The sequence below is a fragment of the Spirosoma gilvum genome, assembly GCF_054776815.1.
Genome location: NZ_BAAHBH010000008.1, coordinates 251,788 through 271,836 on the forward strand (window position 1 = coordinate 251,788; position 20,049 = coordinate 271,836).

Here is a 20,049-nt window from a genome sequence, read left to right on the forward strand (position 1 = left end):
AAAAAGGAGGAAGGGAGTAAAGGAAAAAAGGAGGTTGGGGTCATTTCCTTGCTTCCCTTCCTCCTTTTTCCTTTACTCCCTATTTAATACAGAAGCCTGAACTTAATCGTATTGTCTATTTTCCTTAGCTCATCGACAACTTCCTGCCCGTATTCTTTGGCAACGTCGGTAATCACATAGCCGATCTGCTCGTTGGTTTTGAGGTATTGGCCGTGAATATTGAGGTGGTATTTGGCAAAAATGGTGTTCATTTTCGCCAGAATGCCCGGTACGTTGGCATGGATGTGCAGTAGGCGGTGCGATCCTTTGAGCAACGGTAACTGAAGCTCTGGGAAATTGACACTACCATAGGTACTACCATTGTTCATGTATTCCAGAAGCTTGCCGGGTACGAAGTTGCCAATGTTTGCCTGAGCTTCTTCGGTGCTGCCACCAATGTGTGGCGTCAGAATCACATTGGGCAAGTTACGCAACGCACTAACAAACTCTTCGTTGTTGGTTTTAGGCTCATGCGGAAATACATCGACGCCCGCACCCGCCACTTTGCCCCGCTCAATGGCATCGACCAGCGCCGGAACATCCACAATATGCCCACGGGAAAGGTTTAGGAAAATGACCCCGGATTTCATCAGCGAAAACTCCCGGTAGCTGATCAGGTTTTTGTTTTCCTTACGTCCGTCGGTATGCAGGCTAATGATGTCGGCAACGGCCAGCAGCTCATCCAGCGACTTGCATTTACGGGCATTGCCGAGCGCCAGTTTATCCACCACATCGTAGAAATACACTTCCATGCCCAGTGCTTCGGCCACTACCGACAACTGCGTACCGATGTTGCCATAGCCGACCAGTCCCAGCTTTTTGCCTCGTACCTCAAAGCTGTTCTTGGCCGATTTATCCCATCCGCCTTTGTGCATCAGGTTGCTTTTCGGAACAATGCTTCGGATCAGCATAATGATCTCGCCAATAGCCAGTTCGACTACCGAGCGGGTGTTGCTGTACGGCGCATTGAACACCGCAATCCCTTTCTGGGTGCAGGCATCGAGGTCAATTTGGTTGGTGCCGATGCAGAACGCACCGATCGTCATCAGTTTGTTGGCATTTTCAAGGACACGGGCGGTCACGTTGGTTTTGGAACGGATACCCAGAATCGACACATCGCGAATGGCTTCGATCAGTTCTTCCTCATCGAGCGCTCCCTTCCGAATTTCCACGTTAAAGCCTTCCTGTTCAAAGAGCTGAACGGCCACGGGGTGAACGTTTTCCAACAGGAGTACTTTAATCCGGCTTTTAGGGTATGACTGGCTGCGGTTCAAGTTGTTGTGGTATAAAAATTCGTCGAGCGACGGAGCAATATGGTCAGCCTTTTCCACTACTTTCGGGCGCATTACGTTTTCGGTAAAGGCATAAAAACGGTTCGCCAGCCCCGATGCCCGGATTTCGTAGTCGGTATAGCCATCGCCAATGACATAGACTTCGCCATCCAGATTCAGGTTCCGAATCACCTGCGATTTGCCCCCGTTGGCCGACAATGGATTTTCAGGATCGAAACCAATCACGGCACCGCTTTCGTCGAATACAAACGTATTGGCAAATACATTTTCGGGCAGAATGCCCAGCGAAGTGACAATTGGTACGATGAACTCCTTAAAACCGTTTGAGACCACGTAGATGTTCTCGGCATTTTCGGTCAGGAAATCCTTGTTGCGCTGAAACGAATCGGAAATTTTGCCCATCAGGTTTTCGATGAGGGCTGGTAGTTGATCGCGGTGTGCTTTGAGCAGGTTCAGCCGTAAGTTGAGCGATTCGGTAAATGAAATCTCACCCGACATACCCCGGTCCGTAATGGCTTTAATCTCGTTAAGGATATCCTCGCGGTCAGGTCGGCCAATGAGCGAGATTTCGCCCAGCACGTCGAGGGCCTCTACCTTCGTGAAGGTGCTGTCGAAATCAATGATGTAATACGTCTGTTCCAGTGGTTTGGTGAGCATGAAATTGAGAATCTATTCCGACTCTTTATTAAATTGTTGTAGTAAGTATTCCAGTTTTAAACGTAGGACGGGGATGTCTTTTTCAACGACGGCCCAGATTATATCGTAGTCAATGCCAAAGTATTCATGGACAATTATATTTCTTATTCCGGTTAATACTCGTCATTCAATGTCTGTAAAGCGGTTTTTGGTTTCCTCCGAAATGTGATTAGATGCTTCGCCGATAATTTCAATGAGTCGGGTTAAGGCAAGTTGTAACTTTCGGTCAAGTAGGAAATTTTCATAATCTGTATTAGCTGCAAAGCTCTGAATCTCAGCAATAGAATTAAGCATGTGCTGAATCCTGACCTGCTCATTTAGCTGTTTTTTCATAGATCAACACTTTGTCCTGATCAATGTAGGGCTTCACATAAGGGGAGAGGCCGTTTGCTGAAACAAGATCAACAGATAAATGAAGTATATCTTCCAACTGAAGCTTCATGCGTACGAAGTCAAATAAGGATACTTTTGGCTCTAATTCTACCAAAATGTCAAGATCACTTTTCTGTGTAGCTTCACCACGAGCCTGAGAGCCAAACACGTACGCTTTCTTAACCGGTTGGGAATCAAAATACTGCTGAATTGCTACTTGATAAGGTATCATATCCCTATTCGTTATCCGTTCGTAAAAACTCCAGTGCTCGCTTCTCCGACCAGTAGGTGCCCTGGAGGCTGCTATGCCTGTCGGGGAAACCGCAGTGACCGCCTTGCTCAGGAAACTCCATCCAGACGTTGGGTAGTTCCCATGCCATCGATTCCGGAAAACATTCCGGGGAAAGAAACGGGTCATTTTTCGCATTAACGATCAACGTCGGAATAGCAATGGATGGGATAAACTGAAGCGAACTGCTCTTTGTGTAATAATCCTGCGCATCCCGAAAACCGTTCATAGGCGCTGTAAACGTATTGTCGAACTCCCGAACGCTCCGAACTTTGCGAATGGCTTCGGTCGGGAAAATACCCGGCATTACGTCGGCTTTCTGCAAGACCTTGCGTTTCAGCGTTCGGTTGAATCGGTAATTATACACCAGGCTATCCCATCGCTCCAACCGCCGGGCGGAGCCCATCAAATAGATAGGGACCGAGAATACCACCGCTTTTTTGATCGCCGGATCAACCGACTTTCCCTTTTCGCCGAGGTATTTCAACGTTACATTGCCTCCTGCACTAAAGCCCATCATGTAAATCGTTGTATACCCTTTGCTTAGGGCATACTTGACCACAAAATCAAGATCGCTCGTTTCGCCAACGTGATAGAAGCGCTGTTGCCGATTCATTTCGCCACTGCACGACCGATAGTGCCAGGCCAGACAATCGAATCCATTCTGGGTCAGATGCCGAACCATACCCGCCAGATACGGACTCGTCGAGCTGCCTTCCAGGCCGTGGGAGAGAATAATCAGGCAGTCGTTAGAAGTGAGGAGCGAGGAGTGAGAATCCATCCGGCAACAAACAGTCTGCGCTAGCATGCTCGCTCCTCGCTCCTCACTCCTAACGACTGCTTTTGCCCAATCCATATCCAGAAAATCGTCGTCGGGGGTTTCGATTCGTTCGCGCACGTAGGCGACCGATACCTTGCGGAATAGCGAGGGGATAATGGTTTGTAAGTGGCCGTTCCACAAACGGGCGGGCGGCTTATAGCTGGATGGGGCAATCAGCGGCATTGCACACGCGGGTGATTGAAGCCGCAAAGGTAAGCGTTCTGACGCTTAGAAAGCTGGTAAATTTAAAAAAGATGGCTTTCAGCTCTTTTTCTTCTATAGTTCTAGTGCTTTTATTGCCAATTTCGCATTCATAGTAACCGAATAATAAAATAATGTAAACGTATCAAAATAAAAAGGCTGGTCGTAATGCGGCCAGCCTTTCCTATTGAATACAACCTGAATTGAAAAAAGCAATAGTGGATGCTGCGTGAGCAGCAAGTGAGTCAAAATTGGTAAATAAAAAGATTTAATACAACTATTTCGATAAAGAAAAATTATTTTAATACTAAATATTCTCTTTGTGGCCCTATATTGCGCAATGATCATATATATGGCAACTTCCTGTGAATAAACGGTTAAGATGGTGGCTGCTTGGGCTAACCGCGTTGTTAATAACATGCCGTTCGAAAGCGCCTGAACCTGCCCTGATTGTTAATACAAGAGTGGTTTTGCCGTCGCAGGCTGCTTTGGTATCGGTACAGCCAACCGGCGAGACAACCGCCGAAGTAATCGTAAAACTGACCTCGGCCATCAAGCCTACCGACTGGCGATTAACTGCCCAGACTTCATCCGGCACCCTGTTGACGCTGACAGCAGGCGATACTGAGCAGTATGATCCATTCAGTTTGACTATATTCCGCCTATCGGGAGTAGCAAAAGGGCAGGCCTATACATTGCGGCTGGGTTTTCGCTATAACCAGAAAGACACGCTTACCCTGGAGCGGGCGTATACCCATACCAGCTACAATCCCTGGAAGCGGCTGGCCCAGTTGCCGTTCGATAATGGTGACTTTACGGGATCGATTGTCAGCTTCGTGTCAGATCTGAATCGGTCGGGTAGTACGGTGCAGGTCACCCGGTATGTGGATGCCGACACCTGGCAGCGGGCTTTGTATAATTACCAACTGAATACCTGGTATGATTATACCCCACCCGCTCTGACGCGCCGACATGGACTGATTGAGTATGTACTGTATTATCACAATATCGACCGGTCCTATTTCTATGGCATGGGCTACCAGACCGATGATCTGTTTCCTGACAAATACATGTATGCGCGGGATTTATACGCGATTTTTCCGGATGGTGGTAGCGCCGTAATTCCTTATTACCAGGGAGAGGATGGAGAGGTAGTTTATTTTACGACCACCGAATGGGCGTTTTTCCTGACCAACAATAGTTCGCCTGCTATGCGTGGTATTTACGCCCAGTTTGAGCAGGAAGCGCGGGCTCCGCTACCCGAAAAACCAGGCGTCATGGCCACGTTTAGCATCGGCGAAACGGGTTATGTGGTCAATCAGCTACCTGGAAGACAGCCGCATCTGTTTGCCTATGATTCGCAGAAAGATACCTGGGCCCGAAAAGCCGATTTTCCGGGAATGCAACGATCAAGAGGAATAGGCTTTTCGGTCAACGGGAAGGGGTATTTTGGGCTGGGAACGGCAACGGATCAAAGCGGCCTACGCGACATCTGGCAATACGATCCCAGTACCGACACCTGGCAGTATCTGACCGACTATCCGGGGCAGGGAAACCGCTATCTGGTAGTGTGGAGTGGGCCTAAGCATGCTTATTTAGGTTGGGGATATGAAAATCAGATGGTGGCCGGATCGGTGGGGCGCCGGATCGTAGGCTGTACCGATTTCTGGGAATTTGTTCCCTGATCATGTTATATCCGCACAGAATAAAGATGTTGATGACTATATACCGAAGTGTACTAATTGGCTTACTACTGTTGGCAGTGGCTTGTGTCGATGAAGTTCAACTGCCGATTCGTCAGGTGCAGCCACGTTTGGTAGTCGATGGGTTTATTACCAATGAGCCTCCTCCTTACCCCATTAAACTGACGTGGTCGGGAGCTTATTCGTCGGGAGGAGGTTTTCCCGAAGAACTCATCATTAATGGGGCTGTTGTGACCATTACCGATAATGGCGATCGAACTGTTCAGCTTGAGCAGGACCCGTTGCTACCTTCGTATTATTGGGTACGGGACCCAACTTTTCGAGGTCAGTCTGGGCATCGGTACACGCTTAAAGTTGTGTTGCCTGATGGCAGTGTCTATGTTTCCACGCCCGAGCTATTAGCCCCTGTCGCTCCTATTGAGCAGATTTATGCTGAGTACCAACGATCAAGTGGGGTTTCGGGGCAACCTGATATGTACTCGGTTCTGATTGATACCCGCGATCCGGCTACCCCCGGTGATTATTACCGGTGGTCGAGCTACAGTTATGTTCCACGCTGGGCTAGTTATGACCCTCTGCATCCTCCTGTAGGAAGTATCAGTGTTTGTAATGATTGCTCATGTTGGGTACCTTATTACGGTCAGTTGACCAATGTTCTATCAGATGCATTAATCAATGGTAACCGAATCAGCCATAGAGCTGTATTCAATTCGCCGGTATATGCGATTGGGCGGCAGTACGTTGAAGTTCGGCAGTATTCGCTGACCCGTCCGGCTTACCAGTACTGGAAACTTTATGAAGAACAGCGCAGCCGCACCGGGTCGCTGTTCGACCCACAGCCAGCCTCCATTGAAGGCAACATGCATCAGCAGGCCGATACCACGGTGCTGGCACTGGGCTATTTTGGGGCATCGTCGGTCAGTACCAAACGGCTGGTTATTCCGGGCGATACCATTCAATACGATACGTTTCTGAACCGCCTGAATAAATCGTTTATTCCGCCGGGGCATTGTCCTGATAACTTCCCCGTATACCGACTAACTCCGCCAACGGGTTGGTAAAAAAGGACTCATTGTCCAGAAAGGTTGACGATATGAACCGACTGTCTACTCTACTCTCTACACCAATGACGGGCGTTTCAGGGCTTATTCTGGCCCTGGCCCTGATAGGAGTAGTCAGTTGTAGTAGAACGGATGATATACCTATCATTTTAGCTGACGAATCGTCCATTATTCCGCCAACGCTGGTGAGTGTTCAGCCGATGGCATCGGATCGGGCCGAAATTATCGTCAAGTCAGGGTTTGAATTCAACCCACCCGACTGGCAACTGACTATTGTCGATACCACTGGCAAACCTGTTTCGGTTCAGGCGGCTTCGGTGAGTCGCCTGGATTTGTTCAATCTAATGCCCTATCAGGCTACAGGTTTGGTGGCGGGCCGGACGTATCGGCTTCGGTTTTCTACCAAGAACGCTGGTGGCGATTCCATTTCTGTGCAACGTTCGTATCGCCATAACCCAGGTCAGTCGTATTGGGCTCGACTTGCACATGCGCCTGTAGACGGGGGTGATTTTGCCGGAAGTGCGTTAAGTACAGCCAATATACCGGGCGCTGATAACTCGCAGGTATCGATTTGGCAGTTGAAGCGGGATGATACCTGGCAAACGCTGAGTTATACTGCTGGCATCGATAGTTGGTATGCCTTCAAATTTACCTATGACTACAGAGCAAGTCATGGTTTAGTGCGATTTCGTTTACAGGCCGCCAAAGGGGTTGAGTATACAATGTCTGGGCTAGGGTTTGTCGTCAACGAACTGCTGCCTGGTCAGCGACAGTATCTTAAGGATATGGTCATTCCCGATTTTGCCGGACCCGATGGTGAGGTTCGTTGGTTTGCCGTACTCGACCGGGCTTATCAGCTCGTTGAAGGTGGCCCTTCTCAGGTGTGGGTTCGGATGGGTACCTGGGACCAGTACCGCGCTCCCGACCTACCTGAACCAACGGGTACATTAGCTACTTTTCGGATTGGTACAACGGGCTATGTCATAAATCAACGTCCGCAGCAGGCAGCCCATGTATGGGCGTTCGATACCAAAACGGAGCAATGGTCCCGAAAAGCTAATTTCCCGGGTGCCATTCGGAGCCGGGGTATTGGGTTTCAGCGCAACGACAAAGGATATTTTGGCCTTGGTATTTCGCCCAATGACGAAACCCTGCGGGATGTGTGGCTATATGATCCTGGTAGCGATCAGTGGCGTTATGTAACCGATTATCCGGGGGCAGCCAGCACCTATTTAGTGGTCAGTGAAGTGCCAGGGCATACCTACCTCGGTTGGGGCTATGAGCATCAGGCTACGTTGGCAGGTGGTATCCGGTTAGTTGGTTGTACTGATTTTTGGGAATTCAAAGGCAATTAACCGATGCGAAAAACACGACATATACGCCATCTACGCTGGTTGAGCTATAGCCTGCTCTTGTTGGTATGGAGTTGTGTCGATGAGGTCAGTTTGCCCATTCGCCAGACTGAACGTCGGCTGGTAGTTGAAGGATTGGTGACCAATGGCCCCTTTCCGTGGGTGCGCCTTACGTATACAGGCAAATACGATTCCAATAATCCGGCTACGCCCGAACTAGTCATCAATGATGCGCTTGTGGTGATCAACGACGATCTGGGTAACCGAGTGCGGTTGGTACCCGACCCGTTTGCACCGGCTTATTATGGCGTAAACGACAGTAGTTTTATTGGCCGGGTTGGTCGTTCGTACACGTTGTCGGTGACGTTGCCTAATGGGAGTCGGTATGAATCAAAGCCTGAGCTGCTTACCCCTGTACCGACACTTGATCCGTTACAGGCACGTTCCCGAAAAGGGTTCAGCGAGTTAGGACAGCCCGATTGGTACGATGTGCTGGTCGATACGCAGGACCCGCCTGGTCCCGGAAATTATTATCGCTGGTCGTCGATGGCCTATATTCCCCGCTGGACCAAATTTGACCCGAAGCATCCGACCCTAACCCCATTTGGCTATGATAGATGTTACTGCTCGTGCTGGGTGCCCATCTTTGGGCCACCAACCGATGTGCTGTCGGATGCGCTCATCAATGGCAATCGAATCAGCAATCGAGCCGTTTTTAGCGTGCCGATTTACGCCGTAGGCAATTACTATGTGCAGGTACGCCAATACTCCATAACGCGGGCGGCTTACCAGTACTGGAACCTTTACGAGCAGCAACGCAGCCGAACGGGTTCGTTGTTCGATCCGCAACCAGCGTCTATCGAAGGGAATGTGCGCTCGGTGGTCGATACAACCAAACTTGCCCTGGGTTTTTTTGGTGCTTCGTCGATGAGTCAGCAACGGCTCATCATACCCGGCGATACCATTAATTACGACAAGTTTCTGATTTATGGGAAGCAGTTTATTCCACTCACCGGTAGCTGTGATGTTAATTTCGTGCAACCTATTCCAGTACCACCCCAGGGATGGCCTCCTCGCTGACAACCTGATCGACAAGTAGCTAATGACAATCGCTAATTTTTTGATGATATGCTTCAATTCTACCTTCGCCTTGTTCTGATTAGCACCCTGCTGCTTATGACCAGTTCCGGTTTATGGGCTCAGATTCGGTTTCGTATTTATGGGCAGGTGAAAGACGGCGTAACGGGCAAACCGATGGCGAACGTGTCGGTCTACGATAAAAAGCAGGGGGCCGGTACGACAACCGATAGTACCGGCGCTTTTAGTATGCAGGTACTGCCCGGTCCGTATACTCTAACCTTCTCGGCAGTTGGGTATTATCCGCGCAGCCGGTTTCTGGAGATTAGCCAACAAACTATACGGATGGAAGTGGCGCTGAACCCCGATACACGCCAACTGGATGAAGTGAATGTAACGGGCCGGACACCCGATGCCAATGTATCGGCAACGCAGATGAGTGTAGTACGGCTCGATATGAAAAACCTGCGCAACATTCCGGTGGTGTTTGGTGAGGTCGATATTCTGAAAGCGTTGACTTTGCAGCCGGGTGTCAGTACAGTAGGTGAAGGAGCGGGTGGGTTCAATGTGCGCGGAGGCCGTACCGATCAGAATCTGGTGCTGCTGGATGGGGCTCCGTTGTTCAATACGAGTCATATGCTGGGGCTGTTGAGTAACCTTAATGCCGATGCCATTCAGGATGTAACACTTTACAAAGGCGGCATTCCGGCAGCGTATGGGGGACGGCTATCGTCGTTGTTGCTAATGAATACCAAAGCAGGCGAATCGGAACGAATCAGTGTCAATGGTGGGATCGGTTTATTGACCAGTCGGCTGGTAGTGCAGGGGCCCGTTACCAAAACTAAAAAACTGACGTTTCTGGCAGGAGGACGAATTGCCTATCCATCGTTTACCCTGGGGTTGTTTCCGGCTCCCACCAATAAAGACCGGGCGTTTTTCTATGATCTGAATGGTCGGCTGACGTACCGGATCAACGAAAATAGTCAGGTAACTGCTACAGTATATCGGAGTTATGATACCTTTAAATTTCCACAGGATACGCTCTATACCACCCAGTCGACGCTTGTTACGGCTCGCTGGAGCCAGCGCTTGAATCCCCATCTTTCGCTCAATCTGAACGCCACTCAAAGCCATTATCAGTTTTTTCTGGACGGACTGACCGTTGCCAACACTTACCGCTATCGATCAACTATCCGCCAGCGCGATGCCCGACTCGATTGGCTATGGACGCCTATGGCGGCTCATCGGATTGAGTTTGGTGGGTCATTGACCGGCTATCAGTTGCTGCCGGGAGCCATCAGCCCGACGGGCGATAATTCAAACATTATCAGTTTAACCCTACCCACCGAACAGGCTCGCGAATGGGCTGGCTATGTGTCGGAAGAGTGGACCCCTTCGCGGGTGTTGTCGGTACAGGCCGGTATTCGGTATGCACAGTTTACCAATGTGGGGCCAGGGGTAGCTTATACGTATGCTGAGGGGCAACCCCGCACGCGCGAGAGCCTTACTGATACGCTGCATTTTGGGAGTGGACAACCACTGGCGCAATACAGCGGGTGGGAGCCCCGCCTGACCATCCGGGCGAATCTGACCCAGAATAGCTCATTAAAAGTGAGTTATAACCGGACTCGGCAGTACCTGCACCTGATTTCAAACACAACCGCCATTTCGCCCGTCGATTTCTGGAAAGTCAGTGATGCGCTGGTACCTCCGCAGGTGGCCGACCAGTTTGCGATTGGCTACTTCCGCAACGTTGCCGATAATGCCCTTGAAACCTCAATCGAGGTCTACCATAAATCCCTCGAAAATCTGGTTGAATACCGAAACGGGGCTACGCTACTGCTTAACCCAACGCTGGATGCCGATCTACTACGGGCGAAAGGGAGGGCCTATGGGGTGGAGGTTAGTATTCAGAAAACCCGTGGCTTGTTGACCGGACTGGTCGCCTATACCTACTCGCGGACACTGGCGCAGGTGCCGAGCCCCTATGCCAGTGTGCAGATCAACGGCGGAGACTGGTATCCATCCACCTTCGACCGACCCCATAACCTGACCATCGCTACCCAGTGGAAATGGAGCCGTGGCTGGACGTTTGGGACCAATTTCGTGTATACCAGTGGCCGACCTACTACCTACCCGGATGGTACGTACCGACTCAATGGCACCAAAGTGCTGGATTATTCACAGCGCAACGCCGACCGTATTCCCGATTATCATCGGCTGGATGTGTCGTTTACGAAAGATGGCCGCCGGACAGTGGGGCAACGTCGATACAGCAACTGGTCGTTCTCATTTTACAACGTATACGCCCACAAAAACCCCTATTCAATTTATTTTCAGCGGGTAAATACCACGACCAAAAGCTATCAGCTATCCGTTTTCGGGACGATCATTCCCTCGGTAAGCTGGAATTTTAACTGGTAATGGCTGGTTGTCGTTGTATAGAATTAGCCGATAAATCGTTACCTTTGGTAAACACCCGCCAATGCCATGTCTGAACTACTGCTGCAAATTCTAGATACCCCGCAGGCTCCGCTCATTCTCCAAAAAGCGCAGGCTATTCTGGACGAAGAGCGCCATAAACGGCGTGCCTTTTATGAATGGCTGGATGAAGATAAAAAAGCCGAGTTCATCAATGGAGAAGTCGTGGTGCATTCGCCTGCCCTGGACCGCCACAACTCGGCGATGCTGCTGTTGGCAACGTTGCTGAACGTTTTTGTTAACGACCGTCAGTTGGGGTATGTTCGGGCCGAAAAAGCGCTGGTTGAGCTGACGCGTAATAGCTATGAACCCGACGTGTGCTATTTTGGGCCAGCCAAGGCTGCACAGATTATGCCCGATCAACTCTACTACCCAGTCCCCGATTTTGTCATAGAAGTACTGTCGAAGAGTACCGAAAAAATTGACCGAGAGACCAAATTCGCTGATTACGCTGCCCACGGTGTATCGGAATACTGGATTGTCGACCCACTGCGCCGAACAGTCGAACAATACGGTATTGACGCTGATACGCTGGAATACGCTTTAATCGGTACGTTCGGGCTGAAAGATACTATCAGTAGTCATGCGGTGGCGGGATTTTCGATACCCGTTCGGGCTGTATTTGACGAAACGGCCAATATTCTTGCCTTACGAGATCTACTTAAGTCCTAAGCACCACTAAATTGCTAGGAGCTTTAGCTTGAGAATCAGGAATTAGTCAGCACGGTGGGCGGTACAAAATGCTTCTGATTCAATTGCAGATTTTCGGCTGTCCAGGCTACATCGCTGATAAAGGCTGACCCGCGCACCGGGCAATTGGCGACCTGACAGTAATGACAACAGTCCTGCATACACGGATCGGTATGCACAAAAATTTCCACTTCAGCCTCAAAGCCATCCTTCAGCGTATCTTCGAAATGGTGTACCTCGTCGTGTACGTTGGTCAGTTCCCAGTAGTAAGGGAGGGTTAGGTGACAGTCGATATGGAGGTCGGCCCCGTATTTCTGCACGCGTAAGTTATGGACATCGATCCAGTTCCGATCACGATTGGTATTCAGTAACTCGACGACCCGGTTCAGGGTTGGGATGTCGGTTTCGTCCATGAGCCGGGCTACCGACTGGCGGGTAATCTGGAAACCGTTGTAGATAATGACCAGCGACAAGCCTAACGACAGGGCACTATCGATCCAGTGCTGGCCTGTAAAGGCAACCAGTGCCACGCCAACCATCACGACAATACTACTGAAGGTATCGGTGAGCAGGTGTTTACCATCGGCAGTGAGCGCTGCCGAATCCGTTTGTCGCCCCGACCGAATGAGCATCCAGCCAACAAAGGCGTTGGCCGCAGCCGTAATACCGACCAGCACAAAGCCCCAGTCGAGGTTGCTCAGTACTTTCGGTTCAAAAAAGCTCAGAATGGCCTGCCAGATGATGACGATCCCAGCCGACAAAATCATAGCGCCCTCGAAACCGGACGACAAAAACTCAATTTTACCGTGTCCGTAGGGATGATTCAGATCGCGGGGTTGCCCAGCCAGGTAGATGCTGTAAAAGGCGAACCCGCTGGCAATGACGTTCACAATCGATTCGACCGCATCGGACAGAATGGCCGTTGAATAGGTCAGAAAGTACGCTGTGAACTTGAGAATCAGCAGGGCAATACTCAGCCCCAGCGAGATACCCATCCAGCGGTATTTCGTTTGTTGACTGGCACTCATGAGGCCGTTGATATAGTGTTTGAAAGCGCAAAGATAATGATTCTGGACCGGATTCGATGGTCTAAAACTCAGTCAGCCGACTCCATTTAAGGCGTCATAAACTGCCAGTTGATGGAACTATAGTGAAAGTCAGGCGTAGTTGGCCGAGCCCAGTTGCCTACACGTTTGCCTTGTCGATCACGTTTTACGGTCAAGGGTGTCCAGGTGAACAGGCCTCGCTCGTAATTGTAGGTTTCGCCGTCGTCATCGTACAGCGCCCAGGTCGTTTCTTTAGTTCCATAATGGCGTATGGTCAAAGCAAGCTTCTCCTGATTGCCGGGTATGTTTAGCCGCGAGGGAATCATGGGAATAATACCCCCGTCTTTCACGAACAACGGAATTTTGGATAGACCGGGCGCGATCTCAATAAGCTGGGCCTCGCCAACGAACCGACCGGTATAGAAATCATACCATTTACCCGCAGGTAGCCATACCGTCCGCTTAGATTGACCAGCAAACATGGGCGCTACCAACAAATAATCGCCAATCATAAACTGGTCATTCAGGTCTTTAGAAGCGGCCATGGCATACGGGTTATCGGTCGAATTCAACCGCCCTTCGGTGGTATGGGACGTAACCGAAAAACCATCGACCAGATTCATGGCCCGGATGGGTGGTTTTCCGGCATAATGGTACTGCGCGAAGGTAGTGTACAGGTAAGGGAGTAGCTGCATACGCAGGAGCATGACATCTTTAACATCCTGTGCCACATCGGCAAACGTCCAGGGTTTGGTGCCATCGGCCCAGGCATTCAGCATGGCCATGGGCGAAAAACAGACCGACTGCATCCGCCGAAGCCACTCTTCCGACGTTTTCGACGAGCGGGCTTCGGGCGTCCACAATACGCCAATGAAACTACTGGTACACAGGGCCGTAATGAAATCGCGGTGGTCGTAGTAGTCGTTGTAAATCACATAGGGCAGGGCTGAGGCACCAGCATTGGAGCCCCGCACCAGTCCGTAAGTCCGCTGATTTCGTTCCCGAAACCAGTTGTCGGTCATTTTCTGAAATTGCAGGCCGTAGATCTGGCGCATCTGTTCGGCTGGAATACCCGATGGAAACGTAGCCACATCCGGCCAGAGCCAATGGTCGTACCCGTCCACTTCATCGACTTTATAACCCGAAATCCCAATTGACAGATGTTGTTGACTGAATAGCTGCTTGTACAGCTCCTGCGGTTTGGGAAGGGTAAAATCCGGTACACGTCCAACCCAGACCATATGAGAGCCGGTGTAGGGCAGTATGTCTTTGAAAATCGGCGAATGGGATGATACATATGGGTTTATCCACAAGTTGGCCCGGATATTCTTTTGGCGCAGTGTCTCCAGAAATTGCGCAGGCTTTGGAAAACGAGTACTATCCCAGACAAAACTATTCGGGTAAGAGTGCGATTGCCAGCCAGGCTCCAGTCCGACAAAACATAATGGATACCCTCTGGTTTCGAAATCGGCCACTTCAGCCAGTATTTGCTTGTCGGCAAACAACGTTGGCATACGATGCGTAAAGCCTAGCCCCCACTTGGGCGGCAACACCCCGCCACCATTATACAGGTTATACCGTTGCACCACTTCCATCGGCGAATTACCCGCAAACACGTACACTTCGGTACCTAAAGCCGGTACGACCATTTCGACCGCATCAGAGTAAGGCTGCGCACTCCAGTCGCGTTGCGTATTTCGGTCTTTTTCGGGCGGAACGTCTGGACTGTCCGTCCGAACGGCTGTTCCGGCATACACGGTGATGTAGCGTGCCGAATTGATCAGTACGCCATAGCCCAGGCTGGACACATAGAACGGTACCGGAGCGTGCGTACGTCCGTTGTCCTTCCCATTGTAATGATCGACGTGCAGGGTTTTAATCTGGCCCCGTTGCTGAACAGTTTTGAAATTTAGCCCTAGTCCGAATAGTTGTTCGCCTTTCTGTAAAGGGAAGCGTAAGTACGTTTTGCCATCAGTTAATTGGTGGATACTGCCGGTTAAGACGCTGGGAAACGGGCGCTCGCCTAACGATTTCAAGCGGTCAATTTGTGGGGTGATGCCTGTTATGGCCAAGGGAGTGATTCGATCCGATGTTCCCACTACGGCCTTCCACACACCCGCTGCTACTGGTTCCCATCGAAAATCTGTCGACTGAGCTGTAGCGAATGAGCTCATACTAAGACCGATAAAAATCAATAAGGTAAGGCGTCGGACGGACATGGTAGTAGTTCAGATGGCTTTGATATGGAGAAGCAAGTCGGGGGTACGCAGCTACTCAAATTGAGAAACGCTGGGCCGCGATTGCATCGCGGCCCAGCGAAGTTCGCGTCTGTGACGCATGTATAAATGATGATAAACCCAAAATATTATCCGTAAAAAAGCTATGTGTTGTTTTTACATAATGAGTCTTTATGTACTTTTGACGTAAAGATTCTGTGATGCAATTGTTTTGTACCTGCATTCTCGTTCCTAACGATTCATATTCTATTTTCTCATGAAAAAGATTGCTTTACTTATAGCCTCCCTCTGGATGGCAGTTAGCGCTTTGGCGCAAACAACTCCACCCAGGCGCCCCTTGCCGATTATCGACGTCCATGTACACGCGATGAAGGTAAGTCCTGGCTTTGCCGTTGAAATGTGCCCCTGGTTTCTGCGCGATATGCCCGGTGGTGACCCAACCCAGAATCTACAGATGCGTGCCTTCCTGAATACCGATTGCGTCGATCCCCTACAACCGGCTAAGTCGGATGAGGAAATGCAGAAGGCTATATTGGAGACGATGGAGCGGCTTAATATGACCATCGTAGCGTACGGTGATCCTCAGATCTTACGAAAATTGAAAAAAGCGGCTCCCGACCGGGTTATTCCGGGTATTGGGGTTAGCTCGCCCAAGGACATGACCGTACAGGCTTTTACCGATTCATTATCATCGGGTTTTTATAAAGTGATGGGCGAAGTGGCTCCGCAGTACCAGGGGTTATCGCCCAGCGATATGTCGTTGGACGGGTATTTTGCAGCCGCCGAAAAACTGAATATTCCGGTGGGTATCCATATGGGCACTGGCGGCAACGGGATGGCTAACCTGACACAGGCGAAATACCGGGCGTCGCTGGGTAGCCCGTTCCTGCTCGAAGACGTACTGGCTCGCCATCCGAAGCTAAAAATCTGGGTGATGCACGCGGGCTACCCGATGCTGGACGAAATGATTGCGCTGATGGGGGCTAACGCTTATGTGTATGTCGATCTGGCGGGCTTTATCTGGAGCTATCCGCAGGCCGAAATTCATATGTACCTGAAGCGGCTGGTGCAGGCTGGTTTTGGCAAGCGGATTCTATACGGCACCGATTTTATGATGTGGCCTAAACTGTTCGAAACCTCGATCAGTATTATTGAAAATGCTGACTACCTATCGTTCGATCAGAAGCGCGATATTCTGTTTAACAACGCCGTTCGTTTCTTCCGACTGGATGCCAATAAGTTGAAGTAGCCGATTGCAACTAGTAGTTTACACAACATCCCGACAGATTTGAACCTGTCGGGATGTTGTGTAAACGGATGATCACCTGTTTGCTATTTAGTAGAGCTATCCCGTTTTATCGGATTTGTGGGGGTATTCAGCGCCTGGTCAATCCAGGAAAGCACAGGGTCGGCAAGTTGTTCTTTTGTAAAATGACTATTGCCTTTTAGCAACGTAACGATAAAACAGGTATATCCAGGGCGGGATGCGCTGGCTTCCCGGCTTTCCACGATCAGTGTACCATGGTGCAGTTCGGTAATCGTTTTGGCCAGCGCCAATCCGATTCCATAGCCTGTGTTCTTTGAATCGAAGTCATAGACTTGAAAATAATTCGTGAAGAGATTTTTTACATTCTCTTTGGCAATCCCTTTACCATTGTCGGTAATCCTGATTTTGACCACGTGCGTTTCTTCTTCCAGCCGAACGTCTATTTCTCCGCCATCATGAATAAATTTATAGGCGTTGGCCAGTAAATTATAAATCACTTTGGCTAATTGGTCAGGATCAAACCACAGATGAATCGCGTCTTTATTGGCTGAGAATAAAAGATTGATTTTTCGCTTCTCGGTTTCATATTGGAACGAATTGAGGCTATTCCGTACGAAACTGACCAGATCATTATTCGTAATTCGAAGTGGCAACTGGTTGGCTTCTGCTTTTCGAAAGTCCAGCAATTCGCTAACCAGATTGAGTAAGTTTCCAGAGCTATTTTTGGCATACGTTAGCTGGGTCTGTACTTCCTTATCCTTCTTTTTGTTTAGTAAAAGCATATCAATAGGACCAACGATTAAGGTCAGATGCGTACGAATCTCGTGTGAAATATTCGTGAAAAAATCAAGTTTAGCCTGATTTAGATCCTGCTCGCGTCTAAGGGTTTCTTTGAGCCATAAAGTCCGTAAAATCAGATAAAGGACAACGAAAAAGGCAAGAAAATATAAGCAGTTGGCCCACCAGGTACGCCAGAAAGGTGGTCTGACAATAATGCCAATCTGGGCAGGTTTCATACTCCATACACCATCGTTATTCGCTCCTTTTACCAGTAATGTATAATGACCCGGAGCTAAATTCGTGAATGTGACGGATGGATTCTTGAGGTAGTGCCAGTCGTGGTCGATCCCTTTCAGTTTATAGGCGTATTGATTCTTTTCGGGATTGATGTAGTTCAGTACGGCAAAGTTTATACTAAAAAAGTTTTGCTGATAATTGAAAACCAGTTGGTCGGTCTGACTAATATCACGACTCAATAAGTGAGTTTCATCACCAATCGTTATGGGCTTGTTCAATACGTCGAGGCTTGTGAAGGCTACAGTCGGAACTTGCGTATTAAGCCGTACAGCAGCCGGATGGAAGTAGACCAGACCATCGTTGGTGCCAAAATACAAGGTGCCATCAGCACGTTGGTAGGATGCATCTGCTTCGAATTCGCTACCACTAATGTTGTCAGCGGCCGTGTAGACTAAACTACTTTTTCGAATAGGATCAAACCGAGTCAGCCCCTGCTCAGTTCCCAACCAGAGAATACCCGTAGGATCGCTCTGTATCGAAAATATAATTGTTGACTTCAGACCATCCGCTTTTGTATAATTAACAAACTTATGCTGTGTTTTATCAAATCGTTTTAAGCCATCTTTACGTGTTCCTGCCCAAATATTGCCCAGTCGGTCCTGATGGATGCATAATATATGTTGACTTAGAGTCGCTTTATTTTTAGTAAAAGGGAGCCAAATTAACCGGTTACTGCCATTTTCAAGTAAATAGATTCCACCACTGTAGCCTAACCAAATATTGTGTTCTTTATCTTCCAGTATTGACCTTACTTTTAAGGTGTCTATCTGGGCAACTCTGGAAGGTTTGCCCGTAAGTGGTTTTAGAATACCTTGTTTTTTGGATAAAATAGAAATTCCCTTGTCTGTTAAAACCCAAAATTGCTGTCGACTATCTTCTAGCAGTGCATAAACGATATCGGAGGCTATTAAGGAGGAATCTTTTGAAGTATAGCGGTAGGATACCCACTCTTTATGAGCCGGATCCAGGCGGCTAATTCCCCCCCGGCGAATGCCAACCCATGTATAGCCCTCCCTATCGACATAAACAGATTTTACCTGAAGAGTCGGTAATTCCATTTTAGGGTTTGGGCCTGCCCCGTAGTGTTTAATCTGGCCTGTTTGGGTATTAAGAAAGTCCAGACCGGCGCCATCTGAACCTATCCATAGATTACGTTGGGAATCTTCCCTAATTTGGCTGACAATTTTAAAACTAAGCCCTTTCCCCGGTAAACCTGCTTTGATGACTTTAAATGGGGTATTGTTTGGGGTAAGTACATTTACCCCACCATAATAGGTGCCGAGCCATAACGTAGCCTGTTGGTCCTGAAAAATGGCAAATATGTTGTTGTCGTTTAAACTTTTGGGGTTATTGGGGTCATTTTGGTAGTGCGTGACTTTCGTTGTGCCGACTTCTAATTGAGCCAGCCCATTGGTTTTGCCAATCCATATGGACCCTTTTTTATCGGAAAGCAAGGTTAGAATTTCAGCTTGCTTAAATGAAGCTTGTGGCGAAATAATCTCCTGAAAATGGCTAAATGACTCATCTGTACCATTAAACCGATCCAGTTGGCCATGCTTTGTGCCGACCCATAACGTATGCTGACTGTCAATAGCCAGCGCCGTAACTGAACTCTCGCTAAGACTCCTGGAGTTGCTGTTATCGTGCCGAAAGGTTTTATAGTGAACAGAATTTCCGTAAAATGACATTTGGACCAATCCGTCTTCGGTAGCCAGCCATAAATTCCCCTCCTGATCCCCAGTTATGCTGTTAATCGAGTTGCTCAGTCCTGGAAATGAATATCGCTTAAATCGGCCCGTGACCGGGTCGGCTAACTGATTAAGGCCTTGTTTGGTGCCAACCCAGACTCTACCCTGGTGATCCTGATAAATACAGGTTATGTAATTGTTACTCAGGCTGGTGGTAGATGATGTGTGGAGAAATCGCTGGAATGAGTCAGTTATTGGATGATACAGATTGAGTCCTTTGTCGGTACCAATCCATAGTCTATGGTGTGAGTCGAAGAGTGTAGAGAGTATCCAATCAGACGAAAGACTATGGGGATTGACAGGGTCTGGCTTGTATACTCTAAAGTTTTGTGAGTCATATCGGTTTAGCCCTTCTGCTGTACCGAACCACATAAAACCCCTGTCGTCTTGGGTAATGGCCAGTACGGTATTTTGCGCTAAGCCGTCGCGTACATCCAGATGCTGAAATGCGGGTATTTGTCCCGATACTGAGTTTGTGAAAAGGGCAATACAGAGTAAGGTAGCCCAGAAGAATCTGATCACTGAATGATAACAAGAAGTAACATTATGTACGGTGGTCATAACTTCATGGCTAACTTGTTATATACAGTTTACAAGTATA

At 49.0% G+C, this 20,049-nt stretch carries 13 protein-coding genes and 1 pseudogene; 7 read left to right on the forward strand and 7 right to left on the reverse strand.

Annotated features, from left to right (window positions below; all coding sequences use genetic code 11):
* Window positions 1-83: 83 nt before the first annotated feature.
* The 4 genes and pseudogenes from serA to ACYVFD_RS21580 form a co-directional block, all read right to left on the reverse strand.
* Window positions 84-1,988, reverse strand: coding sequence for a phosphoglycerate dehydrogenase (gene serA / locus ACYVFD_RS21565; protein ID WP_461092571.1), 1,905 nt, complete (start codon window positions 1,986-1,988; stop codon window positions 84-86).
* A gap of 12 nt (window positions 1,989-2,000) precedes the next feature.
* Window positions 2,001-2,360 (reverse strand): annotated as a pseudogene (locus ACYVFD_RS21570) (HepT-like ribonuclease domain-containing protein).
* Window positions 2,341-2,631, reverse strand: a complete 291-nt coding sequence (locus ACYVFD_RS21575) for a nucleotidyltransferase family protein (RefSeq protein WP_461092572.1) — start codon at window positions 2,629-2,631, stop codon at window positions 2,341-2,343. Before ACYVFD_RS21575 ends, ACYVFD_RS21570 begins: the two are co-directional and overlap by 20 nt.
* A gap of 4 nt (window positions 2,632-2,635) precedes the next feature.
* A complete protein-coding gene (locus ACYVFD_RS21580; RefSeq protein WP_461092573.1) occupies window positions 2,636-3,691 on the reverse strand; it encodes a YheT family hydrolase in 1,056 nt (351 codons plus the stop codon).
* 383 nt (window positions 3,692-4,074) lie between these two features.
* On the opposite strand from ACYVFD_RS21580, the gene ACYVFD_RS21585 reads away from it, so the two are divergent.
* The 6 genes from ACYVFD_RS21585 to ACYVFD_RS21610 all read left to right on the forward strand — a co-directional run bounded on the left by ACYVFD_RS21585 (window position 4,075) and on the right by ACYVFD_RS21610 (window position 12,055).
* Window positions 4,075-5,394, forward strand: coding sequence for a Kelch repeat-containing protein (locus ACYVFD_RS21585; protein ID WP_461092574.1), 1,320 nt, complete (start codon window positions 4,075-4,077; stop codon window positions 5,392-5,394).
* Between the two features lie 32 nt (window positions 5,395-5,426).
* Window positions 5,427-6,473: a DUF4249 domain-containing protein gene (locus ACYVFD_RS21590; RefSeq protein WP_461092575.1), complete on the forward strand. Its 1,047-nt coding sequence runs from the start codon at window positions 5,427-5,429 to the stop codon at window positions 6,471-6,473.
* A gap of 32 nt (window positions 6,474-6,505) precedes the next feature.
* Entirely contained in the window at window positions 6,506-7,828 is a 1,323-nt protein-coding gene (locus tag ACYVFD_RS21595; protein WP_461092576.1) for a Kelch repeat-containing protein, read from the forward strand.
* A gap of 3 nt (window positions 7,829-7,831) precedes the next feature.
* Complete coding sequence (locus ACYVFD_RS21600) at window positions 7,832-8,905, forward strand: DUF4249 domain-containing protein (RefSeq protein ID WP_461092577.1); 1,074 nt, start codon at window positions 7,832-7,834, stop codon at window positions 8,903-8,905.
* Window positions 8,906-8,953: 48 nt separating this feature from the next.
* Window positions 8,954-11,326: a TonB-dependent receptor gene (locus tag ACYVFD_RS21605; RefSeq protein WP_461092578.1), complete on the forward strand. Its 2,373-nt coding sequence runs from the start codon at window positions 8,954-8,956 to the stop codon at window positions 11,324-11,326.
* A gap of 66 nt (window positions 11,327-11,392) precedes the next feature.
* Complete coding sequence (locus ACYVFD_RS21610) at window positions 11,393-12,055, forward strand: Uma2 family endonuclease (protein WP_461092579.1); 663 nt, start codon at window positions 11,393-11,395, stop codon at window positions 12,053-12,055.
* A gap of 35 nt (window positions 12,056-12,090) precedes the next feature.
* Here the strand turns inward: ACYVFD_RS21610 and ACYVFD_RS21615 are convergent, their stop codons facing one another.
* The gene (locus tag ACYVFD_RS21615; RefSeq protein WP_461092580.1) at window positions 12,091-13,101 is read right to left on the reverse strand and encodes a cation diffusion facilitator family transporter; all 1,011 of its coding nucleotides are present in this window, start codon (window positions 13,099-13,101) and stop codon (window positions 12,091-12,093) included.
* Between the two features lie 86 nt (window positions 13,102-13,187).
* Window positions 13,188-15,293 carry a glycoside hydrolase family 31 protein gene (locus tag ACYVFD_RS21620; RefSeq protein WP_461092581.1) on the reverse strand — a complete coding sequence of 702 codons (2,106 nt, stop codon included), beginning with the start codon at window positions 15,291-15,293 and terminating at the stop codon, window positions 13,188-13,190.
* 319 nt (window positions 15,294-15,612) lie between these two features.
* Here ACYVFD_RS21620 and ACYVFD_RS21625 point away from each other — a divergent pair, with 319 nt between their 5' ends.
* Window positions 15,613-16,605 (forward strand): amidohydrolase family protein, encoded by a 993-nt coding sequence (locus ACYVFD_RS21625; RefSeq protein ID WP_461092582.1) that lies wholly within the window; start codon window positions 15,613-15,615, stop codon window positions 16,603-16,605.
* Window positions 16,606-16,688: 83 nt separating this feature from the next.
* Here the strand turns inward: ACYVFD_RS21625 and ACYVFD_RS21630 are convergent, their stop codons facing one another.
* Complete coding sequence (locus tag ACYVFD_RS21630) at window positions 16,689-19,970, reverse strand: ligand-binding sensor domain-containing protein (RefSeq protein WP_461092583.1); 3,282 nt, start codon at window positions 19,968-19,970, stop codon at window positions 16,689-16,691.
* Window positions 19,971-20,049 lie beyond the last annotated feature (79 nt).